The sequence below is a fragment of the Streptomyces sp. NPDC002825 genome, from assembly GCF_040295385.1.
Taxonomy (GTDB): Bacteria; Actinomycetota; Actinomycetes; order Streptomycetales; family Streptomycetaceae; genus Streptomyces.
In genome coordinates, this window is the sequence record NZ_JBEOVH010000005.1 from 315,452 (window position 1) to 340,242 (window position 24,791).

Annotated in this window: 17 protein-coding genes and 1 pseudogene; 10 read left to right on the top strand and 8 right to left on the bottom strand. The window is 73.1% G+C overall.

Annotation, left to right across the window (positions count from 1 at the left end; translation table 11 throughout):
• Positions 1-151: 151 nt before the first annotated feature.
• Together ABT041_RS09965 and ABT041_RS09970 are read left to right on the top strand one after the other, a co-directional pair.
• On the top strand, positions 152-1,045 hold the full coding sequence (locus ABT041_RS09965) for an alpha/beta fold hydrolase (protein ID WP_351181876.1): 894 nt from the start codon (positions 152-154) through the stop codon (positions 1,043-1,045).
• A gap of 65 nt (positions 1,046-1,110) precedes the next feature.
• Complete coding sequence (locus ABT041_RS09970) at positions 1,111-2,658, top strand: class I adenylate-forming enzyme family protein (RefSeq protein WP_351181879.1); 1,548 nt, start codon at positions 1,111-1,113, stop codon at positions 2,656-2,658.
• Between the two features lie 62 nt (positions 2,659-2,720).
• On the opposite strand, the gene ABT041_RS09975 is transcribed toward ABT041_RS09970, so the two are convergent.
• Positions 2,721-4,091, bottom strand: a complete 1,371-nt coding sequence (locus ABT041_RS09975; protein WP_351181882.1) for an MFS transporter — start codon at positions 4,089-4,091, stop codon at positions 2,721-2,723.
• A gap of 384 nt (positions 4,092-4,475) precedes the next feature.
• Between ABT041_RS09975 and ABT041_RS09980 the strand changes: the two genes are divergently transcribed.
• Entirely contained in the window at positions 4,476-5,108 is a 633-nt protein-coding gene (locus ABT041_RS09980; protein WP_351181885.1) for a dihydrofolate reductase family protein, read from the top strand.
• Between the two features lie 356 nt (positions 5,109-5,464).
• Here the strand turns inward: ABT041_RS09980 and ABT041_RS09985 are convergent.
• Together ABT041_RS09985 and ABT041_RS09990 are read right to left on the bottom strand one after the other, a co-directional pair.
• Positions 5,465-6,041: pseudogene (locus tag ABT041_RS09985) on the bottom strand (VTT domain-containing protein); the annotation flags it as partial.
• A gap of 17 nt (positions 6,042-6,058) precedes the next feature.
• Positions 6,059-7,186: a cytochrome D1 domain-containing protein gene (locus ABT041_RS09990; RefSeq protein ID WP_351181888.1), complete on the bottom strand. Its 1,128-nt coding sequence runs from the start codon at positions 7,184-7,186 to the stop codon at positions 6,059-6,061.
• 297 nt (positions 7,187-7,483) lie between these two features.
• On the opposite strand from ABT041_RS09990, the gene ABT041_RS09995 reads away from it, so the two are divergent.
• On the top strand, positions 7,484-9,268 hold the full coding sequence (locus tag ABT041_RS09995; RefSeq protein WP_351181891.1) for a purple acid phosphatase family protein: 1,785 nt from the start codon (positions 7,484-7,486) through the stop codon (positions 9,266-9,268).
• On the opposite strand, the gene ABT041_RS10000 is transcribed toward ABT041_RS09995, so the two are convergent.
• From ABT041_RS10000 to ABT041_RS10020, 5 genes are read right to left on the bottom strand one after another with little or no spacing between them, the layout of a single operon-like run.
• Positions 9,210-10,421 (bottom strand): endo-1,3-alpha-glucanase family glycosylhydrolase, encoded by a 1,212-nt coding sequence (locus ABT041_RS10000; RefSeq protein WP_351181894.1) that lies wholly within the window; start codon positions 10,419-10,421, stop codon positions 9,210-9,212. The two genes, ABT041_RS09995 and ABT041_RS10000, sit on opposite strands and share 59 nt — an antisense overlap.
• Positions 10,415-11,614 (bottom strand): hypothetical protein, encoded by a 1,200-nt coding sequence (locus ABT041_RS10005; protein ID WP_351181897.1) that lies wholly within the window; start codon positions 11,612-11,614, stop codon positions 10,415-10,417. Before ABT041_RS10005 ends, ABT041_RS10000 begins: the two co-directional genes overlap by 7 nt.
• Complete coding sequence (locus tag ABT041_RS10010) at positions 11,611-13,008, bottom strand: alkaline phosphatase family protein (RefSeq protein ID WP_351181900.1); 1,398 nt, start codon at positions 13,006-13,008, stop codon at positions 11,611-11,613. Before ABT041_RS10010 ends, ABT041_RS10005 begins: the two co-directional genes overlap by 4 nt.
• Positions 13,005-14,678: an ArnT family glycosyltransferase gene (locus ABT041_RS10015; RefSeq protein WP_351181903.1), complete on the bottom strand. Its 1,674-nt coding sequence runs from the start codon at positions 14,676-14,678 to the stop codon at positions 13,005-13,007. Before ABT041_RS10015 ends, ABT041_RS10010 begins: the two co-directional genes overlap by 4 nt.
• Entirely contained in the window at positions 14,675-17,293 is a 2,619-nt protein-coding gene (locus tag ABT041_RS10020; protein WP_351181906.1) for a glycosyltransferase, read from the bottom strand. Before ABT041_RS10020 ends, ABT041_RS10015 begins: the two co-directional genes overlap by 4 nt.
• A gap of 186 nt (positions 17,294-17,479) precedes the next feature.
• On the opposite strand from ABT041_RS10020, the gene ABT041_RS10025 reads away from it, so the two are divergent.
• The 6 genes from ABT041_RS10025 to ABT041_RS10050 all read left to right on the top strand — a co-directional run bounded on the left by ABT041_RS10025 (position 17,480) and on the right by ABT041_RS10050 (position 24,790).
• A complete protein-coding gene (locus ABT041_RS10025) occupies positions 17,480-18,292 on the top strand; it encodes a TetR/AcrR family transcriptional regulator (protein ID WP_351181909.1) in 813 nt (270 codons plus the stop codon).
• 48 nt (positions 18,293-18,340) lie between these two features.
• On the top strand, positions 18,341-18,913 hold the full coding sequence (locus ABT041_RS10030; protein WP_351181912.1) for a hypothetical protein: 573 nt from the start codon (positions 18,341-18,343) through the stop codon (positions 18,911-18,913).
• A gap of 76 nt (positions 18,914-18,989) precedes the next feature.
• The gene (locus tag ABT041_RS10035) at positions 18,990-20,621 is read left to right on the top strand and encodes a multicopper oxidase family protein (RefSeq protein ID WP_351181915.1); all 1,632 of its coding nucleotides are present in this window, start codon (positions 18,990-18,992) and stop codon (positions 20,619-20,621) included.
• A 167-nt stretch (positions 20,622-20,788) separates the two neighbouring features.
• Positions 20,789-22,090, top strand: coding sequence for an esterase/lipase family protein (locus ABT041_RS10040; protein ID WP_351181918.1), 1,302 nt, complete (start codon positions 20,789-20,791; stop codon positions 22,088-22,090).
• 217 nt (positions 22,091-22,307) lie between these two features.
• The gene (locus ABT041_RS10045; protein ID WP_351181921.1) at positions 22,308-23,333 is read left to right on the top strand and encodes an alpha/beta fold hydrolase; all 1,026 of its coding nucleotides are present in this window, start codon (positions 22,308-22,310) and stop codon (positions 23,331-23,333) included.
• On the top strand, positions 23,330-24,790 hold the full coding sequence (locus ABT041_RS10050) for a carboxylesterase/lipase family protein (protein ID WP_351181924.1): 1,461 nt from the start codon (positions 23,330-23,332) through the stop codon (positions 24,788-24,790). The genes ABT041_RS10045 and ABT041_RS10050 overlap by 4 nt, the downstream gene beginning before the upstream one ends.
• The last annotated feature ends 1 nt before the right edge of the window (position 24,791 follow it).

Below are 24,791 nucleotides of genomic sequence, written 5' to 3' on the forward strand. Positions count from 1 at the left end.
GCGGCCCACAGGTTTGACGACCCTCTGCCGCCGACCCGGCGGCCCGTCCGCCCGGCAGCGGCCCACAGGTCTCCGGACAGCGCGCACGGACGAGCCGGTCACATGAACGCCGAACGCGTGACCTTTGTCCGCGCGTTCCGGTTGACCGGGCATGAACGCTGAGAGGATCCGTCACCTCACCTTCGACGGCTTCGGCTACCGGTGCCGGATCGTCGAGAACACCGCTCCCGTCACCGAGCCCGTCGTCGTACTCGGGGGCGCCTTCCAGGACATGTACGCCTATCAACGGCTCGAAGCACGCTGGACGGCGTCGGCGACCGTCGTCAGCGTGGACCTGCCTGGATCGGGCGCGGCCGATGTGCTGCCCGCCTCGTACGGCTTCGACTTCCTCACCGGCGCGCTGGCGGACATGGTGGACCGGCTGGGCCTGGGACGGGTGAACCTCTTCGGCGCCTCCTACGCCGCGCCGATCGCCTACGGCCTGGCCCAGGACCATCCCGAACGCGTCGCCCGCCTGGCCCTGGTGGGCGCGGCTCCCGTGTACCCGCCGGATCAGCGCGCCGCGCTCCAGGCGATGGCCGACGCCCTGCAGTCCGGCGACCCCGACGCCTACGCCCGTATGAGCATCGCGGCGCTGCTGTCTCCCGGCGAACGGGACGTCCAGAAACGAGCGGTCGTCACCCGCGTCCTCGCCCGCACGATGGGGTCGGTCACGCACGCCGACATCCCACGGCATCTCGCCTCCACCCGCCGTGTCATCGACTGGCAGGGGCTGCGGCCCGGCGGCGTCCGGGACGTTCCGGCGCTGGTCTTCACCGGCGAACACGACAGCCTCACCTACCCCGATCTCGGGCGCGAGGTCGCCGGCACCATCGACGGAAGCGTCTTCACCCTGATCAGGGGAGCCGACCACCTCTGTCATCTCGAACGCCCGCAGGAGATGTCCCAGTTGATGGATCGCTTCTTCACCGATCAGCCCCTCGACGACCTGCCGAGCCTCACTCCCCTCGAACACCACGCCAGGTCCGCCTCCCTGGTCCCGTGACGGCTGCGAAGCACACCCCGGCCGACCCGCCGCCGCACTCCTCCCCACGACCCCGAGGGACACAGATGTCCGACCTCCGGCCCGAGACGGCCGACCAGGGCTTCGTCAGCTACACGGAAGCCATCCTCGACACCCTGGCGGGCCGTCCCGACCTGCCCGTGATCATCCGTGATGACCGCCGGCACATCACCGCGGGCGAGCTGCGCGACAGCGTCCACCGGCTCGCCCGGGAGCTGATCGCGCGCGGCATCCGGCGCGGGCAGACCGTCTCCCTGCTCACCGGCAACACCCCTCAGGCGCTCATCGCGCGCTACGCCGCCAACCTGGCCGGGGCGCGTGTGACACCCCTGTACGAGGGGCTGTCCACGGACGTCCTGGCGCACCTGATGGACGTCGTGGACACCGAGCTGCTCCTCGTCGACCCCACCCGGTACGCGGACCTGGACCGGCTCGCGCCGCTTCTCCACGTGCCGCTGCTCGCGACGCTGGGCCCGCACCCGGCCGCCGACGACATCTGCGCGGCGGCGGCCGGGCAGCCGTCGGCGCCCGTGAGCGTGCAGGTCGGCGCCGACGACGACTGGTGCATCCGGCACACGGGCGGCACCACGACCGGGCTGCCGAAGAGCCTGCAGATGAGGCACGGCCCGTACCGGCGCACCCTGGAGGACCTGCGCTCCCCCGAGGACGCCCCGTTCCGCTATCTGGCATGTACGCCACTCACGCACATCGCCGGGCTCTGGGCGGACCTGGCGCTCCTCCAGGGCGGATCGGTCGTCCTGCAGTCCGCTTTCGATCCCGGCGAGGCCCTCGCGGCGATCGAACGCGAGCGGATCACCCGGCTGTTTCTCCTGCCGCCGCTCCTGCACCAGCTCCTCGACCATCCCGCCCTGCCTGCCACCGACACGTCCAGCATCCGGCGGATCACCTATGGGGGGAGCCCCGCGTCGACGACCAGGCTGCGGCAGACCGAGAGCGTCTTCGGCAAGGTGCTGCAGAGTTGGTACGGGCAGAACGAGACGCTCGGGCTCACCGAGGTCCGCCCCGAGGAGCACCACCTCGTCGGCCGGCACGGGCAGATCACAGTCGGTCGTGCCATGCCCGGCGTCGAACTCCGCATCGTCGGCCGGCACGGCGGCGTGCTCCCGGCCGGCAGCGAAGGCGAGATCCACGCCCGCACCCACAGCGCCATGAACGGCTACTGGAAGCAGCCCGAGCTGACCGCACGCGTGTTGCACGACGGCTGGGTGAGAACCGGCGACATCGGCTACCTCGACGACGACGGCTACCTCTTCCTCGTCGACCGCGGCCACGACACGATCACCGTCGACGGTGCGGAGGTCTATCCCAGCGAGATCGAGGAGGTGCTGACGGCCCATCCCGCCGTCGCAGAGTGCGCCGTCTTCGGGATGCGTCATGACGGCACCCCCGAGCGCGTCCACGCCGCCATCGTGCCCGCCCCCGGTCACGGCGCCGACGTCGACGAGCTGCGCGACTTCGTCGCCGCCCGGAAGAGCGGCCGTCATGTCCCCGACACATTCCACGTGTTGAAGGCCATCCCGCTCAGCAGCACCGGCAAGCCCGACAAGCACGCGCTCCGCCGGGCGCTCTCCTGAGAGAGCGGCCCCCTCCGCCGGGGCGAAGAGGGCCGCTCGGGGTGGTGGGTGCCGTACTCCGGTCAGGCGTCGGCGCGGACCGGGGCGGCGGCCTGCGGGGCGTCCTCGGCGATCTCGCCGAGGTCGCGCTCGCGGGTCTCGCGGGCGCAGGCGAGCGCCACGACGGTGAGCAGCGCGGCGGCGATCACGTACAGGGCGATCGGCGTCGAGGTGCCGTGGTCCTGGAGGAGCGCGGTCGCGATGAGCGGCGCCGGGGCTCCGGCCGCCACCGAGGAGAACTGGGCGCCGATGGAGGCGCCCGAATAGCGCATCCGGGTCGCGAACATCTCCGAGAAGAAGGCCGCCTGCGGCGCGTACATCGCCCCGTGCAGGACCAGACCGACCGTGACGGCCAGGAGCAGGGAGCCGAAGCTGCCGTGGTCGATGAGCAGGAAGAACGGGAACATCCAGGCCCCGACGCCGACCGCGCCGATCAGGTAGACCGGACGGCGGCCGATCCGGTCGGAGAGCGCGCCCCAGGCGGGGATGACGGCGAAGTGGACGGCGGAGGCGATGAGGACGGCGTTGAGGGCGGTCTGCTTGCTCAGGCCGACCTGCGTGGTCGCGTACACGAGGATGAAGGCGGTGATCACGTAGTACGAGATGTTCTCCGCCATGCGGGCGCCCATCGCGATCAGCACGTCCCGCCAGTGGTGCTTCAGCACGGCGACCAGCGGCATCTTCTCGACCTGTCCGGCGAGCGCCCTGCGCTCTTCGGCGGCGGCGAGCGCCGCCTTGAAGACGGGCGACTCGTCGACGGAGAGCCGGATCCACAGGCCGACGATCACCAGGACGCCGGAGAGCAGGAAGGGCACGCGCCAGCCCCAGGAGGCGAAGGCGGCGTCGGAGAGCAGCGCGGTCAGCGCGGACAGCACACCGGTCGCGAGCAGCTGCCCGGCCGGCGCGCCGGTCTGCGGCCAGGAGGCCCAGAACCCGCGCCGCTTCGCGTCGCCGTGCTCGGACACGAGCAGCACGGCGCCGCCCCACTCACCGCCGAGCGCGAAGCCCTGGACCAGACGCAGCGCCGTGAGCAGCACCGGAGCGGCGGAGCCGACGGTCGCGTGCGTCGGCAGCAGTCCGATCGCGAACGTCGCCCCACCCATCATCAGCAGGCTCAGGACCAGCAGCTTCTTCCGCCCGAGCCGGTCCCCGTAGTGTCCGAAGACGAGTGCGCCGAGCGGCCGCGCGGCGAACCCGACCGCGTAGGTCAGGAACGACAGCAGCGTCCCGACCAGCGGGTCGGACTCGGGGAAGAACAGCTTGTTGAAGACCAGCGCGGCGGCGGACCCGTACAGGAAGAAGTCGTACCACTCGATGGTCGTGCCGATGAGACTGGCGGCGACGATGCGCTTGAGGGAACCGGGGGGTGTGGGAGCGGTTGTTGCGGCGGCCATGTGCACCACTTCCAGGCGGTTGTGCGGGGACGTTTCGGTGTCGCCACACCGTAGGAAGCCGCAGGTCGGGCGCGTATGTGGTGGGGCACCATAGTTCGCCTTGCACACATGCGCCCGGCCGCCATGGGCCTCCTCCGTGCCTCGCGGAGTCCCGCGGAGCGGCCGAACCAGCGCCCGTCCGTGTTGCGCTGATCGGGGACGATATGAGGCCGCTGACTATGGAGGGGGGAACCAGCTGTGTGGTGCTCGTGCCCGCGTCAGGGGGGCGGGGCCGGGTTCGTGTCCGGTTCGTCCGAATGGGTGAACCGGCTTCGTGGCGATGATTCCGCGGTCGTCCCCGGGTCTACCTCTTGACGAGACCGTTCGACGCATCAGGAGCAAGCCATGGGCCTCATCCACATCGCCATGTTCTCGACCCTCGACCTCGTCGGGCAGGCGCCCGGCGGCCCCGACGAGGACCCCGAGGGGTTCCCCTTCGGGGGCTGGCAGGCACCCCTGATCGACGAGGCCACGGGCGCCCAGATCCAGGCGGCGTACCAGGGCACGGACGCCCTCCTGCTCGGCCGGCGCACGTACGACATCTTCGCCTCGTACTGGCCGCAGCAGGACGACCACTTCGGCAGGCTCTTCAACCGCATCCCGAAGTACGTGGCCTCCCGTGGCAAGCCCGATCTGCCCTGGGCCGGCTCCGAGCAGCTCGGCCCGGACCTGCCCGGCGCGGTGCGCGAGATCCGCGAGCGGCATGAGCAGGTGACGGTCGTCGGCAGCCTGAACCTGGTGCAGACCCTCCTGCACGAGAAGCTCTTCGACCGCCTGGACCTCTGGCTGCACCCCGTCGTGCTCGGCGTCGGCAAGAAGGTGTTCGAGGACGGCGCGGTGCCCACCAACGTCACGCTCCTGGAGCCGCCGGAGGCCAGCCCCAAGGGCACCGTGCACCTGCGCTACGATCGCGCCGAGGGCACGCCCGCCACGGGAGACATGAGCGCACCCGGCCGCGGTCTGGGCGACGAGTCCTGATCCGTGCTGGGGCAGCCCGCGGGCGTCGGCCGCCTTCCGTCCGGCGAGGAAAGCCCTTCGAGGAAAGCCCCGTTGACTCCGTGGGGCACCACTTCACCCCGCAGGTGCATCGGCTGTCGTCCCTCGGCAGCGGCGCCGTCAACCCCGCGCTCCGTGAGCGGTACGGCCGCTTCGCCCGCCGCCTCCGCTACGGCAAGTGGGAACGGCTGCTGGCCGGGCGCGGCGCCCTCCCGGGGCAGGGCTGCACGCATCCGCCAGGCCGCCATGTCAGCGGTCGTGGGGGGAGGACCGTGGGGTGTCCGTGGAAGTCTCCTTCGCCTTTCGGCGGCTCTTGAGGGCACCGAGGACCACCGGGATCAACGACAGCAGGACGATCCCGATGAGGATGACCTCGACGTGGGCCCGGACGAAGCCGACCCGGCCGAGCCAGTAGCCGGCGAGCGTGACGCCCGCGCCCCAGCCGACGGCACCGATCACGTTGTACGTGAGGAACGTCCGGTACCTCATGCGTCCCGCCCCCGCCACGATCGGCGCGAACGTCCGCACGATCGGCACGAAACGGGCCAGGACGATCGCCTTCGGCCCGTACTTCTCCAGGAACTCGTGCGCCTTGTCCAGGTTCTCCCGCCTGAAGAACCTGGAGTCCGGCCGGTTGAAGATCCTGGGACCGAAGAACGTGCCGATCCAGTAGCCCACCTGGTCGCCGAGCACGGCCGCCACCACGAGCAGGACGATCACCAGCCACAGCGGCTGGTGGATGTACCGGCCGTCGGCGACGAGCAGGCCGGCGGTGAAGAGCAGCGAGTCGCCCGGCAGGAAGGCGAACAGGCCCGACTCGGCGAAGACGACGACCAGGATGCCGATCAGGCCGAAGGTGGAGATCCAGTAGTCGGGCGACCACCAGTCGGAGACCCCGGAGGCGAGGATCGTCATGGGCACGGCGCGGGCGCTCAGCGCGTGCCGGACTGCTCGCCGCCGGTCTTCCAGTGCACGCGCCGTCCGGTACCGGCCCGCGGGGCCACCGGCTCCGGCTCGGCCTCGACGGCCACGTCCATCGGACCCGACCCGACCGTCGTACTGCCCATGACCCGGTCCGTCTCGGTGTCGACGTAGACCGCGGACCGCGAGCCGAGCCCGGTCGCGACGTACATCTGCCGCCCCTCGTAGCCCAGGGCGAGGCCCTCGGCACCGCCGGGAACACGGAAGCTGCGCGCGACGGTGCCGACCTCGGTGTCGATGACCGACACCTCCTCGCTCCCGAAGCCGGAGGACACGTACACCTCCGACCCGTCCGGCGCCACGGCCAGCGACTCCGCGCCCGCGGCGACGGGCACGGCGTCGAGGACGGTGGCCGCGCGGGCGTCCAGCACGGACACGTACTCGGTCCCGTTGCCCGTGCTCACGTACGCCAGGGTGCCGTCCGGGCTGACGGCCACGTCGTAGGCGGCGGTGCCGCTGCCCAGTTCCACGGTCGCCACGACCCGGCCCCGGTGGGCGTCGATCACCGACACGCTGCCGGACAGCAGGTTGGCGACGTAGACGCGGTCGCCGTCCGGCGAGACAGCCAGACCCCTGGGGAACGTACCGACGCGCACCGTGCGCACCACCCGGTTCCGGGCGGTGTCGATGACCGACACGGTGCCGGAGCCGGCGTTGGCGACATAGGCGCGCCGGCCGTCACGGCTGACGGCGACGCCCTCGGGCCGGTCGCCGACCCGGAGGGTGCCGACGACCCTGGCCCGGTCCGTGTCCAGGACGGTGACGGTGCGCGAGTCATGGCCGCCGGTCACATAGGCGCGGTGCATCCGCCGGGAGACGGCCACATCGGCCGCGCCGGACGGCACGGACACGGTGTGCGTGACGGTCCGGTCGTCCGTGTCGAGGAACGACACCGTCCTGGCGGTGGCGTTGGAGACGTAGGCACGGTCGGAGGCGTCGTCCTGCCGGGGCGGCACCGGCGTCGCGGCCGAGGCGGGCACCACGGCCGTGGAAGCGGCGACGGCCGCCGCGGCCAGGACCGCGCGCAGCCGGCCGGCGGACCGACGGCGGATGGCGTCCTGCGAGTCGCGTGCCGGCACGGGGGGCCTCCAAGGGGGTGGCGGATCGGGCACGCCGGACGGGGGCGCGCGGGCATGGGTCCTGTCCCTTCTTCCCGTACCGGGCGGCGGGCGAGACCGCAGGACACGGCTTGTCGCCCGACCGGCAGACACCGCGCGCACCGATCGAGTGAATGCGACGGCCCGGCCGGGACGGCCCGGCCGCGCCGACCCGCCCCGGCCCACGGCCGCGCCTACCTTCCCGACGGTGCCTCCGTCCCCACCGTCTTCTGGCCGACGCCTCCGGCCGGCCGCGACGGAGGCTGAAAGGACCCGTGAATGCCTGTGTTCGCATCCGTCGGACGCCGCCGCCGAGCCCTCCGTCTCGCCGGCGCCGCCGTGGCGCTCGGTGCCCTCTCGGCGGCCCTCGGCACCGCCCCCGCCCACGCCGACCTGCCCGGCGCCTCACCGGTCCTCACCCGGGCCCCGTACCTGACGGACCTCACCCCCACCTCCGTCCGGGTGACATGGGCGACGAGCACCCGCAGCCGGCAGACCGTGAAGTACGGACCGCTCGGCAACTGCACGGCCAACTCCGTCACTTCCGCCACCCTCGGCACCACCATGACCGTCAACGGCGTCACCGAGTACAACAACTCGGTGACCGTGCCGAACCTCAGCCCCGACACCCCGTACTGCTACCGGGTCTTCACCGGCGACGCCACCCCGATCGACCTGCTCGGCACCAACTTCTCGCCCTCGTTCACCACGATGGTCCCGGACGGCTCGCCGGCCCCCTTCACGTTCGCGGTCCTCGGCGACTGGGGCGACACCACCAGCAACGGCGTCAACAGCGGGGCGCTCAACCAGGACCAGGCCAACGTCATGTCCCGGCTGGCCGCCAGCGGCGCCCGCTTCGCGCTCTCCACCGGCGACGTCGCCTACCCCAGCGGCAGCCCCACCAACTACGGCGACCTCCAGCAGACCGGCGTCAACATCAGCGCCGTCTTCGCGCCCGAGTACTACGCCGTGCCCGGCCAGACCCTGCCGATGTTCTCCACCAACGGCAATCACGGTCGCACCGCCACACTCCTGTCGACCTGGCCGCAGCCCGCCGTCACCGCCGCCTCGAGCGGCGTCTACTCCCAGGTGAGCTACCCCTCGTTCTTCGGCAGCACCCCGGCGACCTACCCGACGACGTACTACGCCTTCAGCAGCGGCGGAGTCCGCTTCTACGTCCTGGACGCCTCCTGGAGCGACAGCAACGTCGGCACCGCGGACGGGGGCAACTGCGAGGGCACCACGCACTGCGACATCTACCAGGTGGACGCGGCCGCCCACTGGACGCCCGCCTCCGCCGAGTACCAGTGGCTCGCGCAGGACCTCGCCGCGCACCCGGGCGGCGTCAAGGTGGCCGCGTTCCACTTCCCGCTGCGCTCCGACGACCCGACCGAGCCGGACGACGAGTACCTGAAGAACAACCCGGGCAGCACCGACACCCTGGAGCAGCTCCTCCACGACAACGGCGTGAACCTGGCCTTCAACGGCCACTCCCACATCTACCAGCGCAACGTCGCCCCGCCCGGCGGAGTGCCGAGCTACGTGACCGGCGGCGCGGGCGCCAAGCTCAGCTCGGTCGGCGGCCACGGCTGCGACCCGACGGACGCCTACGCCCTCGGCTGGTCCTACAGCTCCAACGTCGGCAAGCGCTGCCCCTCCTCGGTGCCGGTCCCCGCGGCCGACGCCAACGTCCACCACTTCCTGCTCGTCTCGGTCCTCGGCTCGACGCTGACGGTGACCCCGACGGACTCCCTCGGCAACCCCTTCGACGTGCGGACCTACGACTTCACCCCCGACAGCACCCCGCCGACCGCGCCCGCCGACCTGACGGTGACCCGCACCGCCTCCACCACCATGAAGCTGACGTGGGGCGCCGCCCTCGACCTCACACAGCTCGCCGCGTACGACGTGTACCGCGACGGCACCCACCTGGCCACGGTCCCCGACACGGTGGACACCTTCAGCGACAAGACGGCCGTCTGCCCGGCCTCGTACACCTACGAGATCAGGGCGCGTGATCTGGCGGGGAACTCGGCGGCGAGGTCGACGCCGGTGACCTGCTGACCGGCCGCCCCGGGTCCGTCCGCCGCCCCTCGGCTGCGGCCGACCGGGCGGCGCGCAGGCGGCGCACCGCGAGCGGCGTGACGAGCAGCAGGGGCACGGCCACGCCGGCGAACGCCCAGTAGCCACGGGTGGGGTCGGGCCGTGCGACCGGCCGGGCGGGGATATTCCCGCTCTCCTCGTACGCGGCGGTCGCGGGCACTCCGCGGAGGTCGCGCAGCACCTGCAGGAAGCGGTCGCCGTGGTCGCGGGACGGCTCGACATGGGTGTTCTCGGAGAACTCGTTCCAGCTGATCAGCCCGATGGCGTCCGGTGCGGAGCGCAGTGCGGCGGCGTACTCGGCGGCGAGCGTGGCGCCGTCGCGGCGGGGGACGGGCTTGGTGCCGCCGACGAGCTGTGCGTCGAAGCCGGGCGCGCAGGGCGCGAGCCAGATCTTGTGGTCGGCGTGCACGGCCCGTGCCATGACCTGGAGCTTCTCGTCGTATCCGGGAGTGGTCTCGGGGTCGACGGAGGACCAGTAGTACGCGTCGCCGTCGGTGACGTCGGCGATCCGCCGGTAGCCGTCGACGTTCTTCTCGCTGGCCAGGACCCGCAGTTCGCCCCGGACGGCGGAGGTGACGCTCGCGACGTCTTCGTGGGAGTAGCGCCAGGTGCCGCTCCAGACGGTCAGCGGGCGGCCGGCGATGCGCAGCATGGCGGGGCTGCCGGCGAAGTGGTCGCGGTAGTACCGGAAGTCGGCGGCGACCTGGTCGACGGGCAGCGGCCGGCGGTGGAAGTCGAGGCTCTGGTAGATCATCGCGAGCTTGAAGTTCCTGGACTCGGCGGCGGCGATGAGCTTGCGCAGCCGCCGGTCGTTCACGGTGCCGTGCTTCCAGCCGACGATGAACCCGTCGATCCCCGCGGACCTGGCCTCGGAGATCTGGCGGTCGATCACCTGGGTGTCGTCGCTGGAGTACGGGCCCGCCAGCGGCATGTCCGTCTTGGCCCGCTGCCAGGAGCCGGGGCTGAACCACTGGTAGTAGTAGGCGAGCAGCGGCGGACGGGACGGCTCGCCGGCGAGGGGAACGACGGAGGGCCGGGGGCCCGGCGAGGCGGCACCGAGGCCCGGCCAGCACAGGACGAGTGCGGCGAGGAGGGCCCAGAGCCGCCTCAGCATCGGGTCGCCGCCCCGGGGCGCGAGGTGGGGCTCCCCTTCTCCGCTCCCTCCGGCTGCTCGGGTTCTTCCTCCGGTACGGGCTGACGCGGCGCGGGGGCGCTCCGGCGGGCGTGGGTGCCGGGGGCCGCCGGGTACGCGGCGGTTCGGCGGGTCCGGCGCCTCAGCCGGATCACGACCGGTATCCCGAGGAGCAGCAGGCCGGCGCCGGCGATGACGAGGACGTCGGCGAGGCTGACCACGGTCACGTCGGCCGTGACCGCCTGGGACAGCTGGATCTCGCGCGGGTTGGTGCTGCCGCCGGGGGCCTTGACCTCGACGGTGTACCGGCCGCGCGGCAGGTGCGCCAGGACGGCGGTGTGGTCGGGGCCGAGGGAGACGGTCGTGACGTGCCCGGCGGGGTCCGTGACGGTGGCCCGGTCGCCCGTGGCGGAGCCGAACAGCGCGTCGTGGGCGGTGACGGTCAGGTCGTGGAAGGCGCCGGTGAACGTCAGGTGCCGGTCCGGTCCCGGCCGGAAGCCCTGCCGGCCGGCGTCGGCGAGCTGGACGCCGTCGTAGACGAGGCTCCGCAGGGTGTAGTCGACCGGAACGGGCGTCAGGCTGCTGTTGCGGAAGACGGGCACGACGCCGTCCAGCCAGGTGGTCCCGGCCACGGACAGGTCGGTGATGCGCGCGTCGGAGCCCCTGACCTTCACCGAGGAGACCAGGGACGGGTCCAGGGGCGCGCCGTGCTGGTCGGTGAAGGCGACGGTCACCGGGTACTGCACGGTGAATCCGGCCGTGATCGTGTAGTCGGCGCGCAGCGGCAGCCCGTCGACGCGGCTGCGGAACGTCTGCTCCGGGTCGCGCTGTCCGGCCCAACGGGTGAACCGGTAGCGGGCGTCCGGGGTGTCGACGGAGGTGTCGAGCAGTCGCAGCGACTGGCGCTGCGCGGTCCGGGGGCCGGTGTACGAGGCGGTGCCGTCGGCGCCCGTGACGAGGGACTGCCCCCCGAAGACCAGCCGGACCCCGGGCACGGCGGGAACGGTGCGGAAGGTGACGGTGACGGTCGCGGCGGCCGAGGCGGGCTGGGGGGCCGGGGTCGGGGCGGCGGAGGCGGGCTGGGTGGCCGCGGCCGGCCCGGTGAAGGCGAGCAGCAGCGCCGTGAGCAGGGCGAGGAGCGCGACGGCGTGGCGGCGTGCGGTGCGGCGGTTCACTGTCGGCTCCTCTCCGGCGCGCGGGACCGCGTCGACGGTTCGGGCACCGCGTGGCCGGCCGGGGCCGTGGGCGTCGTGGAGCGCCTGCGGAGGGTGAGCCGGGCGGTGCCGGCGACGAGCAGGGCGGCCGCGCCGAGGATGCCGCCGTAGACCGCGTACACGATGGTGGCGTTCACCGGTCGTACGACCGGCCGTGCGGAGGGGACGGCGAGCACCTCGGGGGGGCGCGGGGCGGCGGAGAAGTCGAAGGCGGCGGCGAGGCTGGCGGCGGTGGTGTCCCGTCCGCCGAGCGGTGCCAGGTTCCAGTTGTCCTCGATGAACCGCAGCGCCGACGAGGAGTCGAGGACGCGGTGGTCGATGTGCCCGGCCGGTGCGTAGGCGCTGATCAGGAGGGCCGGGACGCGCAGTCCGCGCGGGCCGTCGGCGGCGGCCGGCGGGGCCACGTGGTCGTACCAGCCGCCCGAGCCGTCGTGGCTCCACAGCAGCGCCGAGCTGTCCCAGTAGGGGCTGAGGGCCAGCTGGGTGGCGAGCGAGCGGATGAGCTTCTGGCCGGGCGGGATGGCCCGCGCGGAGCGCTCGGAGGAGCCGGAGCTGGCGATGTAGGCCACCGACGGCAGGGTGCCGTTGTCGAGGTCGCGGTAGTACTGGTCCAGGTCCACGATGTGGGAGGCGAGTGCGGGGTCGTCGACGAAGCGGGCGTTGCCGAGGAGCGGGGCGCGTACCGGCTGGGTGGCGCCGGGGGCGTGGTAGTTCTCTCCCGGCCGGTAGTCCTCGACGTAGAACTTCCAGCTGACTCCGGCCTGTTGGAGCCGGTCGAAGATGGTGGGCCCGGTGCCCGACCGCGTCGGGGCGGCCGCCGAGACCCAGTAGGAGCGTTCGGTGGCGGTGCCGTAGGGGACGGCGGAGAAGAACTTGTCGAAGAGGACGTAGCGGTCGGCGGCGGCCCAGTCGAACGGCACGTCCCGGGCGTCGTAGTGGCCCATGACGGTCGTGCCGTCCCTGCCCTGGCGGGTGTACGCGGAGACGAAGCCGTCCATGCGCCCGCCGTTGATCTGCTGGGCGATGATGCTGCGGCTCGGGGTGAGCGGGGCGGGGGCCCTGGCGTGCAGGGCGTAGGGCCGCACGCAGTCGGAGGCGGGGCCGCCGACGGTGCGCGGCTGGCAGGCGTCGGCGGGAATCCCGTCGGCGCCGGGGTAGGTGCCGAAGTAGTTGTCGAAGGTCCGGGGGCCCTGCATCACGTAGATGAAGTGCTGGACGGGGGTGGCCGCGCGGTGTTCGGCGGCGGCGCCGCCCGGGTCGGGGCGGGGTTCGGCGCCGGTCGCGGCCGTGGTGGGGCCGAGGAGCAGTGCCGCGCCGGCCAGCGCTGTCAGCAGACGGACGGTCAGCGGCTTCATGACACACGCACCTGGTAGATGACGATGACCGGAGTGGGCGTCGGGTCGGTGGGGGACGCGGGTACCCGCACGGCGGAGGTGTAGACGGCCCTGCCGTGGTACTTGTCGACCAGCTGCCGGATCTTCTCGCCGTAGAAGGGGGCGCGCCGGGCGGTGTAGGAGTCCCAGACGACGTACTGGAACTCGCCGTCGCGCAGGGCGCGGTCGGGGTTGGGCACCGGTGTGTACGACGGGTTGCGGTAGAGCCGGTTGACGCTCACCGACAGCGCCGACACGGGTTTGCCCCCGTAGAACTGGAGGACGTTCGCGACGGACGGGCCGCCGGCGAGGAGCCGTGCCCCGCCGGGGACGTGGTCGCGCACCCACTGGCCCGCCTCGCGCCCGCCCGCAAGGCCGCCGGAACCGGCCAGGAACGAGCCCGTCGGGGCGGCCGTGATACGGCCCGCGGAGGGCAGGGCGAGGGAGAGCGCGACGGCGAGCGCGACGAGGACGGCAGCGGCGGCGGACAGCCGGCGGGGTGAGACCCGCAGCCGGCCGGCCCGCGGCCGGAGCCCGGCCAGGGCGCCGATCGTCCGGCCGGCGAGCACGGCGAGCGGCGGCGCGATCGGCAGCAGGTACGGGAAGCCCTTGACGGGCCACAGGGTGAAGAACAGCACGGGCGCGGCGATCCAGCACAGCAGCAGACCCTCGCGCCAGCTGTTGCGGCGGCGCAGCCAGACGAGCCCGACCACGGCCGCCGCGAGCACGGCCCAGCCGAGGACCCACGGCAGCGTCGTCGCGTAGAAGCCCATCGGGTGGTTGGCGCGCCGGAACAGCTGCCACTGCAGATAGTGCTGCCCGGTGGCGCTGCGGCCCGAGATCCACATCGCGAGCGGGAAGGCGAGGACGACGAGGGCGAGGAGGCCGGTGGCGAGGACGGCGTGCCGCCAGCGGATCCACGCCGAACGGCTGAGGACGAAGAAGACGTACAGACCGCAGACGAGTACGAGCGCCGTCTCCTTGGAGAGCGCGGCGGCCCCGAGCGACGCCGCGGCGCCGAGCAGCCACGGGAGTCCGTCGCGGCCGGCCTGCACGTACCGTACGACGCAGTAGAGCGCCACCGTCGCGCACAGCGTCATCAGCCCGTCGAGCAGCACCTGACGGGTCACCACCACGTGGTACGGCATGACGGCGAGCAGCAGCGCGGCGGCGAGCCCCGCGCCCCGGCCGTACAGCCGCTTGGCCAGCAGGTACGTGACGACGACGGTCACCACGCCGACGCCGGCGGCGACCGCGCGGGCCGTGAACTCGTCGGTGCCGCCGCGCAGGAACAGCGACAGGAAGCCGGTGAACAGGACGGGGTGGGCGCGGAAGACGGGGAACACCGGCTGCATGGCGGGGTCGCCGGCCAGAGAGGCGGCGGTGCCGGTGTAGACGGCCTCGTCACTGTTGAAGCCGATCTGGGTGAGCTGCCAGAACCGCAGGAAGGCGGCCAGGGCGAGGACGGCGGTGAGCGGCAGGGCGCCGCGCACCAGCCGGTCGACGCTGGGACGCCGGCGCGGGCGGGCGGTGTGACGGGCCCGGTGCGCCGGAGTCTCGGCCGTCCCCGGGGGACCGGCGGCCGCGGTCCGTGCGGGGGTGCCGGTGTCGGCGGCCTTCGTGTCCGAAGAGGAGTACGCGGGACGGCTCATGGCGTCCTCCCACCGGGGTCGTTCGGACGGGAGGAGCCGCGGTCGGTCGGCACGGCGGTGTAGAGGGGCAGGGCGACGGAGCGCACGGGCTGCGGCGCTGCGCCCTCGGGGGTCTCCGGCTCCCAGTGCGGCCAGGGACGCCCGTCGGCCGCGGGGACCCGGTGGCCGTTGACCGGCGGCCGGTCCGCGGCGAGCAGCCGGGGTATCTCGTCGGCCCAGCCGAAGTGGTCGGAGGCCAGGACCCGGGTGCGCACGCCGGAGAGGAAGCCGGACAGGACGTCGCGTTCGCGGCGGCGCAGCCGGGCGTGGTCGAGTCCGTCGACGGTGATGGCGGGGGCGAAGTACCGGAACGGCGGGAAGCCGTACGCGTCCTCGGTGTTGACGAGCAGCCGGCGTACGGTCTCCTCGTGGCCGAGCTCGCTCAGACGGGGCTCGCCGCGCTCGATGACGAACAGTTCGGTGACCTTGACCGCGCTGCTCAGCCGGCAGTCCACGAGCCGGTCGACGGCGTACTTCGGCGGCGGCACGAGGATCTGGGTGACCGCGTTGATGCCCATGATGGGCAGGTTGTGGCGGGCGAGGGTGAAGGCGAAGGAGCGGCCTTCCTTGGAGTGCAGGCGGCTCTGCCGCTGCAGCCGGTGCCACTCGCGGGGGGTCAGGTCGTCGGAGCGCACGGCGTGCAGGGTGTGGGCGCTGATGGTGAGCGGCTTGGGGAAGCACAGGGCGTTGCCGGTGGCGTCGACGACGGTCATGTCGTCGGACAGGAACCGTCCGTCGTGTTCGCTCAGCAGCCGCAGGACCGTGGACGTCTTGCCGGTGTCGGTGAGCGCGGAGAGCATCACGCCGGTGCCGCCGAGCTCGACGCAGGCGGAGTGCAGGAGCATCCGGCCGCGGGAGACGAGCACGAAGCGCAGCAGCGCCTCCAGGACGTTGGTGTAGACGACGTGCGGGGAGCGGGCGAGCAGCGGGCTGACGAGGACATCGATGGGGTTGCCGATGTCGACGCGGAAGTTGGCGCCGAGGCGGCCGAGCTGCTCCTCGTACTGCACGGTGGTGGGCTGCGGTGCGCCGCGGCCGGGGATCTCGGTCATGACCGCGCGGTGGCGCGGGGTCCTGCGGCCCACGTCGCCGACGCGGACGGTGATGTCGCAGGAGTCGGGCGGCACCCACTGGGCACGGAAGAACTCCAGCTCGGGCAGGCGTATCTGGGAGCCGATGGTGACGGTGCCGGCGATGTCGTAGCGGTAGGTCAGGTACCGGGGCCGCTTGGGGTGGGCCGGGGCGGCGCCGGGGGCCTCGGGCGCCGGGGTGGCGGTGGGTCGCGGGGCTCCGGGGACGGTGGCGCCGGGGGCGACGAGGACGCGCACGGGGTCGCGGCGGGCTCCGTCGTCACGGCGGCCGCGGTAGATGAGCAGGTCGCTGAAGAGGAACCTGACCACGAAGAGCACGACGAGGCTGATCACGTTGGCGGTGAGCAGTCCGACCCCGGCGAGGACGAGCGCCTGGAGGAGCGGCAGCCGGCCGAGCAGCAGCAGGTTGTTCAGGGCGAGGAAGGCGATGCCGCGGACGAGGGCCGCGCGCTTGCCGCCGCCCTGGCCGCCCCCGTAGACGAGCGTCTCCAGGAGGGCCCAGTTCCACAGGGAGGACACCTGGGTGGCGAGGGTGGCGCCGAGCAGCTGATGCAGTCCCACGACGGTGTGGAAGAACCAGAGGGCCGCGGTGTTGACGGCGATGCCGCTGAGGCCGACGAGTCCGAAGGCGAAGAACCGCGCCGTGGTGCCGAGGCGGGGGCGGTCGGGTGCGGCGTCGCGGGCATGGGCGCCGCCGCGCCTTCCGCCGGGCTCGGGCCGGCGCAGCCGGGCCAGGTGGCGCAGGAACCGCAGCCCTTCGCGCAGCGAGGCCTTGGAGGTGCCGGCCGCGCGGGGCGCGAACCGGTAGGAGACCTCGGCCACGCGGGCGCCCGGGTGCCTGACGAGCAGTTCGAGGAGCACCTTGAAGCCGAGGGGGCTGAGCCGGTCCGGGTCGATCGCGGCGGTACGGAAGGCGAAGAGCCCGCTCATCGGGTCGCTGACGCCGGCGAGACGGTGGGGGAAGACCGTCTTGGCGAGGACCGTGCTGCCGCGGGAGACGAGCCGTCGTACGGGGCCGTCGAGCCCCTCGCCGGTCGATCCGGACCCCGCGTAGCGGGTGCCGACCACGATGTCGACGCCGTGTCCCAGGGCCGTGCGCGCCAGTGCGGCGGCGGCCTCCGGGGGGTGCTGGAGGTCGGCGTCCATGACGAGGGCCCACTCGCCCCTGGCGTGGCGTGCGCCGGCGAGGACCGCCCCCGCCAGGCCGCCCTCGCGGGCGCCGGGCGCCCGGTGCAGCATGCGGACCGGCAGCCGGCAGTCCGGGGCGTGGCGCGCGGCCGTCTCGGGGGTGTCGTCGTCGCTGTCGTCGACGAAGAGGACCTCGACGGGCAGCCCGTCGAAGGCCGGTTCCAGGGCGCGTAGCAACAGCGGGACGGATTCACGCTCGTTGCGCGTCGGGATGACCAGGGTCAGGCGGGCCGGGGAGCGGGGCTGCGGGTCGTTCAGCTCGGGGCACTCGGTGCGGAGGATGCGGTTGCCGTCCATGTCAGCGGCCTCCAACGGAGGACGGTGCAGACGCTGTCGCCGTACGTCTACGTTTTAAACATACATATTGCTCCGCCTTGTGAGGCCTGTCAATGAATGTCCACTTATGGTGTAAATATATGCCTTCACGATATTCAGATATAGTCGGTACCAGTCGCAGCGCGACATCGAGCCGGAGGCGCCACCATGGCCAGCAGCCCCCAGCCGGACCGCCGGAAGGTGGACATCGGTCACAGTACGGAGCGCCGCCGCGGCCGGCGCCGGCTCAGCCGTGAACGCGTGCTCGCCGCCGCCCTCGACGTCGTGGACCGCGAGGGCCTGTCCGCCCTGAGCATGCGACGGGTCGCCGCCGAACTCGACGTCGAGGCGATGGCGCTCTACCGCTACGCCCCCAGCAAGGACGCGCTCCTCGACGGCCTCGTCGAACAGCTCTACATCGAGCTGCACGCGGACCTCGACCGCGAGGAGCCCACACCCCTCGGCCAGCCGCCCGACCTGCCCGCGTGGCGCGCCGAACTGCGCCGCGGCGCCTGTGCCCTGTACCGGACCTCCCTCGCCCACCCGCACGTCGTGCCGCTCCTCGCCACCCGGCTGCTCGCCGTCCCCCTGGCCCGCCGCCCCCTCGCGGTGCTGAAGGCCCACGAGCGGGTCCTGGTCCTGCTCCACCGTGCCGGGCTCGGCGAACAGGACGTCGTCGTCGCCTACCGGGCCATCACCGCCTGGGTGCTGGGCTACATCTTCAGCGACCTGCGGGCCATGGTCGACAACCCCGACGAGCCCGATCCGGCGTTCCGCCTGGGCCTGCACCTGCTGCCGGCCCGCGAGCTTCCCCGGCTGCGCGAGACCGTGCCCTTCCTGGCGGAGAAGGGCGGCTACCAGGGGCTGACGGACGGCCTCGACGCGCTGCTCGACCGCATCCTGGCCTCGGCCGCGCCGCGCGAGGAGCGGGTGGACCAGGCGCCGGGGGCGGCTGTGGATCAGGCGCCGGACCCGGCCTAGGCGGTGGGCGGCAGGAGATCCGATACCCCCTCCCCGTATGATGGCCGGGTGGAATCCGAGGTGAAGAGGCGCCCGAGGGCGGCGACGTGGTGGGGCCGGTTCGTGCTCGCCGCCGTGCTGCTCGTCGGCATCGTGCTGATGCACGTCCTCGGTCACCCCGGCGGACACGCGGACGCCGCGCAGGGACCGGCAGCGGGCGGGCACGCGGCCGCCGGGCACGTCTCGGACGGGCAGGTGGAGCCCGCGCACGTCTCCGGCGGGCAGGCGGAGCCCGCCCATGTGCCCGGCGGGCACGCGGCCGCCGCGCACATCTACAGCGGGCAGGCGGACCCCGCGCACGTCTCCGGCCGGCTCGCGCCCCCCGCGATGGAGCACGTGGTCGCCGACGCGGGCCACGCGAAGGCCCCGGCCCCCGCGCACGGGGCCGGTGTCGCCGCCGTCTGTCTGGCCGTGCTCGGAGCCGGGATCGGCCTCCTCCTCGCGGTCCGCGGCGCGCTCGTCCGCCGACGCCGCCGCGCCGCCCCGCCGTCGGCGACACCGCTCGCCCACGCCCTCTGGGCGATCCCGCCTCCCGCGTCGTCCCGATCCCTCCTGACCCGCCTCTCCCTGTTGCGCATATAGGCGGACCGCCCGCTCCACGCACCGAGCGGAAAGCCGTCCTGCTCACGCAACGACCACGTCAAGAGGTTCCACAGTCATGTCCCGACTCACCCGTCGTACCGTCCTCGGTGCCGGCCTCGCCGCCGCGGGCACCGGTCTGCTCACCGCCTGTTCCGGGTCCATGAACGGCATGGACCACCCCTCCGGCGGAGGCGGCACGTCGCCGGCCTCCGACTACCTCGGCCCCGACAGCAAGGAGGTCGGCGCGACCGAGGCGCTCCGCAAGCCCGGCCCGGAGCGCAGGTTCACGCTCACGGCCGTCGAGACCCCGCTCGACCTCGGGGGCGGGCGCACCGTCCGTTCCTGGGCGTACGGGGACGAGCTCCCCGGCAAGGAGGTGCGGGTCACCGCGGGCGACACCCTCGCCCTCACCCTCGCCAACCACCTCCCCGAGGCCACCAGCGTCCACTGGCACGGCCTCGCCCTGCGCAACGACATGGACGGCGTCCCCGGCCTCACCCAGCGCGACATCAGGCCCGGCGGCTCCTTCGAGTACCGCTTCGCGGTCTCCCGCCCCGGCACGTACTGGCTGCACCCCCACTCCGGGGTCCAGCAGGACCGCGGCCTGTACGCCCCGCTGATCGTCGAGGACCCCAAGGAGCCCCTGACGTACGACAAGGAGTGGGTGATCGTCCTCGACGACTGGGTCGACGGCGTCGACGGCTCCACCCCGGACGCCGTGCTCGCCGAGCTGAGCAAGGGCATGGGCGGCATGGATCACGGCGGCATGGATCACGGCGGGTCCGGGTCCGGCGGCATGGAAGGCCACGACATGTCGAACATGTCGATGACCACGAGCAAGTCGAGGAAGTCCGCGTCCCCGTCCCCGAAGCCCGCCGGCCCCTCCCGGATGCTCATGGGGGCCACCAGCGACCTGCTCGGCGGCGACGCCGGGGACGTCGGCTACCCGCACTACCTGATCAACGGCCGTACGCCGGACAGGCCGCAGACCTTCACCGCCGAGCCCGGCGACCGGATCAGGCTCCGCGTCATCAACGCCGGCGGCGACACCGCCTTCCGCCTCGCGCTCGGCGACCACGCGTTCACCGTCACGCACGCCGACGGCTACCCCGTCGCGCACACGAAGGCCGACGCCCTCCTGCTCGGCATGGGCGAGCGCCTCGACGCCCTCGTCACCGTCGGGAGCGGGGCCTTCCCGCTCACCGCGCTCGCCGAGGGCAAGAACAGGACCGCCCTCGCCGTCCTCCGTACCGGCGGCGGATCGGCGCCCACCGCCTCCGCACGCCCGAAGGAGCTGGACGGAAAGGTCGTCCACGGCGGTCAGCTGAAGGCTGCCGAGTCCGTGCGGCTCGAACCGGGGCGTCCGGACCGGACGATCGAGTTCGAGCTGACCGGCTCGATGATGACGTACAACTGGGCCATCAACGGCAGGAAGTACGACCCGGCGCAGCGCTACCCGGTCCGCTCGGGCGAGCGGGTCCGGCTGTCCTTCGTGAACAGCACGACGATGTGGCACCCCATGCACCTGCACGGCCACACGTACGCGCTCGCGGACGGCGGCGCGCGCAAGGACACCTCGATCGTGCTGCCGGGCAAGCGGCTCGACGTCGACTTCGACGCCGACAACCCCGGCCTGTGGATGATCCACTGCCACAACGTCTACCACGCGGAATCCGGGATGATGACGGTGCTCGGCTATCTGAAGTAGGGCCCCGCCGCCCCCGCTTGTGCGGCCCCCGTCCATGCCGACGGTTCGCTTTGTGTGGCGTGACCACATGCCCCGTGGTCTGTCCGCCCGCCTACCGTGGGCGGATCCGATGCCAGGACGGGCACCGGGGGGACGCGCCGCGGGCGCACGAGCGGGGAGGCCGGAACATGGCCGACAGACGGAGTCCGGGACGCCGGTGGCGGCTGCGCGCAGCCCGTGTCCTGGCCGTGGTGGGGGTCGTCGCGGCCGCCGTGGTGGCGTCGCCCGCCGCCGCGAGCGGCGCGACGCCTCCTCCGTACCTCACCCTGGAGGCGAGCTACGGGGCCGGGACCGTCACCAACGGCTGGGAGCGGGTCGAACGCTACGCCGACACGACCACCGGCTTCCGCACCGAGGGCTTCCCCGCGGACGGCCGCGGCGACCAGGACGGCAAGCGCGTCACGTACTTCGGCGGCGTCTCCCGGCCGTCCTCCGGCCGGTTCCTGCTGTACTCGGCGCCGGGCTGGAACACCGGCAGCCGCACCACCCCCGTCCTCCTCGTGCACGGGGCGAACGACACCGCGGACCGGGCCTGGGCCAACCCCGGCGAATCGGGCGGTTACGGCTGCGGCGCCGCCTCCTGCCCGTCCACCGGGCTCATGCAGTACCTCTCCGAGCGGGGCCACCGCGTCTTCGCCGTCGGCTTCGCGCACAAGCAGGGCGACAACCTGATGCAGGCGCAGATCGTCGGCGACGCGATCGCCGTCATCAAGGCGAAGCTGGGCGTCAGCCAGGTGGACCTGGTCGGCTGGAGCAAGGGCGAGATGTCGACCCGCGCGTACGTCTCCTCCCTCAGGCCTTCCTGGGGGCGCGCGTACGCCGGTGACGTCCGCCGTCTGATCACCCTCGGCGGTCCCAACGGCGGCTACGACTACCCGTACGCCCACGGCTGGGCCCACGACTTCTCCATCTGGCCGGAGTGCGGAGGCAAGATCAACGCACCGTCCCCGCACTCCCACATGACCTGCTACGGCCTCTACACCACACACCCCGAGTTCTCGATGACACCGTCCGGCGGCCAGGACAACTACCCCGGCCAGCGCCAGATGCTGGCCCGCTGGGACGGCGTGTACGGAGTCGACGGCGCCGCCCAGGACTGGTACACGACCTACTACGGCGGCCAGGGCTTCTACACCGCCGGCACCGGCATCCAGGCGGCCATCGACGCCGGATCGCTGATCGCCCCGCTGCACAGCGCCGGAGTGCCCGCCTCGGTCACCACCTACCTCCTCGCCGGCGGCTCCGCCGACATCGTCGGCATCTTCAACGAGAACCGCGGACCCAGCGACGGCGTCGTCTTCGTGTCCAGTGCCCTCGACACCACCGGCATCCCCACCGTCGGCGGCAAGGCCACCGTCGCGGCCGCCAACCACCTGGAACTCGGCTGGCACAGCACCGCCGCCGCCCAGGTCGCCACCTGGCTCTCCTGAATCACCCGCGACCAGCACCCGCGACCAGCACCCGCGACCAGCACCCGCGACCGGCACCCGCGACCGGCACCCGCGACGGGCACCCGCGACGGGCACCCGCGACCGGCACCCGCGACGCCGGCACCCGCGACATCAGCTCACGCGACCAGCGCCTGGCACACCAGCACCCGGCACACCAGCACACGCGCCGATCACACGCGACAAGGATCTCGACGCCATGACCTCGCTCCACACCCGCCGTGTCACCACCGGCCGACTGACCCAGCAGATCACCGAGGCCAGGGCCGAGGGCGAAGCCGTCGTCTTCGTCCACGGCAACGTCTCCTCCTCCGCGTTCTGGCACTCCACCCTCACCACGCTGCCGGACCGCTACCGCCCCCTCGCCGTCGACCTGCGCGGCTTCGGCGGCAGCGACCCGCTGCCCGTCGACGCCACCCGCGGCCTGCGGGACCACTCCGACGACCTCGCCGAACTGCTCACGGCCCTCGGCATCGACCGGGCCCACCTGGTCGGCTGGTCCATGGGCGGCGGCGTGGTCATGCAGTTCCTGCGCGACCACCCGGCCGCCGTGCGCTCCCTCACCCTGGTCAGCCCGGTCTCCCCGTACGGCTTCGGCGGGACGCAGGGCGTGGAGGGCACCCTCAACTCCCCGGACGGGGCCGGATCGGGCGGCGGCACGGCCAACCCGGAGTTCGTCCGGCGGCTCGCCGAGGGCGACCGGGGCGAGGACTCCCCGACCTCGCCGCGCACCGTCCTGACGTCCTGTTACGTGAAGCCGCCGCTCCGCCCCGAGTACGAGGACGAGTACGTCGAGGCCATGCTCGCCACCCGCCTCGGCGACGACCACTACCCGGGCGACAGCAAGCCGTCCACCGCCTGGCCCGGCTTCGCGCCCGGTACGCGCGGCGTGCTCAACTCCATGGCCCCGAACCACTTTCGCGTCGACGACCTGCACCTCGTCGACCCCAAGCCGCCCGTCCTGTGGATCAGGGGCGAGGACGACATCATCGTCTCCGACACCTCCCTGTTCGACCTGGCCCACCTGGGCGCCCTCGGCGCCGTGCCCGGATGGGACGGCACCCCTGCGCAGCCGATGCTGGCGCAGACCCGCCACGTCCTGGACCGGTACGCGGCCGCCGGCGGGAGCGTGCGGGAGGTCGCCGTGGCCGACGCCGGGCACGCCGTCCACCTCGAACGCCCCGAGGAGTTCGGCAAGGCGCTGCTCGAGGTGCTGTCGGCATGACGGTCTGCCGTACGCGCCAGGGGGAGGTCCGCGGCCGGACCTCCCCCGACGGGGTGACCTCCTTCCTCGGCATCCCGTACGCCGCTCCGCCCTTCGGCGCCCTGCGGTTCCGGGCCCCCGCCCCGCCCGAGCCGTGGACGGGCGTGCGCGACGCCACCGCCCACGGGCCGACGGCGCCCCACGCCCCCTACGCGCCGCCCTTCGACGCGCTCATCCCGGAGAACGCCGTCCCGGGAGAGGACTGTCTGAACCTCAGCGTCTGGACCCCGTCCCCCGGGCCCGGCGCCCAGCTGCCCGTGATGGTGTGGCTGCACGGAGGGGCGTTCACCAACGGCTCCGGCTCGGCGTCCGGATACGACGGAGGCGCCTTCGCCCGCGACGGCGTCGTCTGCGTCACGCTCAACTACCGCCTGGGCGCCGACGGCTTCCTGCGCCTCCCCGGCCGCCCCGACAACCGGGGCCTGCTCGACCAGATCGCCGCACTCCGCTGGATCCGCGAGAACATCGCCTCCTTCGGCGGCGACCCGGACCGGGTGACCGTCTTCGGCGAGTCGGCGGGCGCGATGAGCATCGGCGCGCTCCTGACCACCGAAGCGGCCCGGGGGCTGTTCCACCGGGCCATCCTGCAGAGCGGCGCCTGCCACCACTTCCTGCGCCCGTCGTCGGCCGCGCTGATCGCGGCCCGCCTCGCGGAGAAACTCGGGATCGAGGACGCGAGCCCGGAGGCCTTCGAGTCCGTGAAGTGGTCGGAACTCCTCCCGGCGCAGGCCGAGTTGCGTGCCGAAGTGGGCGCCGATCCGGACCCGGCGCGGTGGGGCGAGGCCGTCCTCGACATGATGCCGTTCGAGCCGGTGCAGGACGAGCTCACGCTCCCCGGCGCGGACTGCGAGGTCGACCTCCTCATCGGCAGCAACCGCGAGGAGTACCGCCTGTTCCTGGTCCCCACGCAGCGCCTGCACGTCTTCCCCGAGTCCTCGCTCCACGCGATGACCGCGGGCTACGGCCTCGACCCGGCCGTGGCCCTCCCCGTCTACCGGGCCGCCCGCCCGGACGCCGCACCGGGCGAGCTCCTCGACGCGGTGGCGACGGACTGGTTCTACCGGATCCCCGCCGTCCGCCTCGCCGAGGCCGTGCCCGGCTCGTACCTCTACGAGTTCGCCTGGCGCTCCCCGCAGTTCGGCGGCGACCTCGGCGCCTGCCACGCCCTGGAACTGCCCTTCGTGTTCGACCGCCTCCACGACCCGTCGTACGCGGCCCTGCTCGGCGCCGAACCGCCCCAGGCCCTCGCGGACGCGATGCACGGGGCGTGGGTGCGCTTCGCGAAGACGGGCAACCCGGGCTGGCAGGCGTACGACAGGGCGCACCGCACGACGATGACCTTCGGCGCCACGCCCGAGCCCGTCCCGGTCGCCGACCCGCGCGCGGAGGAACGGCTCCTGTGGGAGGGGGTGCGCTGAG

Coding starts and splice junctions, on each gene's coding strand:
- ABT041_RS09965 (WP_351181876.1), top strand. CDS start 152: ATGAACGCTGAGAGGATCCGTCACCTCACCTTCGACGGCTTCGGCTAC.
- ABT041_RS09970 (WP_351181879.1), top strand. CDS start 1,111: ATGTCCGACCTCCGGCCCGAGACGGCCGACCAGGGCTTCGTCAGCTAC.
- ABT041_RS09975 (WP_351181882.1), bottom strand. CDS start 4,091: ATGGCCGCCGCAACAACCGCTCCCACACCCCCCGGTTCCCTCAAGCGC.
- ABT041_RS09980 (WP_351181885.1), top strand. CDS start 4,476: ATGGGCCTCATCCACATCGCCATGTTCTCGACCCTCGACCTCGTCGGG.
- ABT041_RS09995 (WP_351181891.1), top strand. CDS start 7,484: ATGCCTGTGTTCGCATCCGTCGGACGCCGCCGCCGAGCCCTCCGTCTC.
- ABT041_RS10000 (WP_351181894.1), bottom strand. CDS start 10,421: ATGCTGAGGCGGCTCTGGGCCCTCCTCGCCGCACTCGTCCTGTGCTGG.
- ABT041_RS10010 (WP_351181900.1), bottom strand. CDS start 13,008: ATGAAGCCGCTGACCGTCCGTCTGCTGACAGCGCTGGCCGGCGCGGCA.
- ABT041_RS10015 (WP_351181903.1), bottom strand. CDS start 14,678: ATGAGCCGTCCCGCGTACTCCTCTTCGGACACGAAGGCCGCCGACACC.
- ABT041_RS10020 (WP_351181906.1), bottom strand. CDS start 17,293: ATGGACGGCAACCGCATCCTCCGCACCGAGTGCCCCGAGCTGAACGAC.
- ABT041_RS10025 (WP_351181909.1), top strand. CDS start 17,480: ATGGCCAGCAGCCCCCAGCCGGACCGCCGGAAGGTGGACATCGGTCAC.
- ABT041_RS10035 (WP_351181915.1), top strand. CDS start 18,990: ATGTCCCGACTCACCCGTCGTACCGTCCTCGGTGCCGGCCTCGCCGCC.
- ABT041_RS10040 (WP_351181918.1), top strand. CDS start 20,789: ATGGCCGACAGACGGAGTCCGGGACGCCGGTGGCGGCTGCGCGCAGCC.
- ABT041_RS10045 (WP_351181921.1), top strand. CDS start 22,308: ATGACCTCGCTCCACACCCGCCGTGTCACCACCGGCCGACTGACCCAG.
- ABT041_RS10050 (WP_351181924.1), top strand. CDS start 23,330: ATGACGGTCTGCCGTACGCGCCAGGGGGAGGTCCGCGGCCGGACCTCC.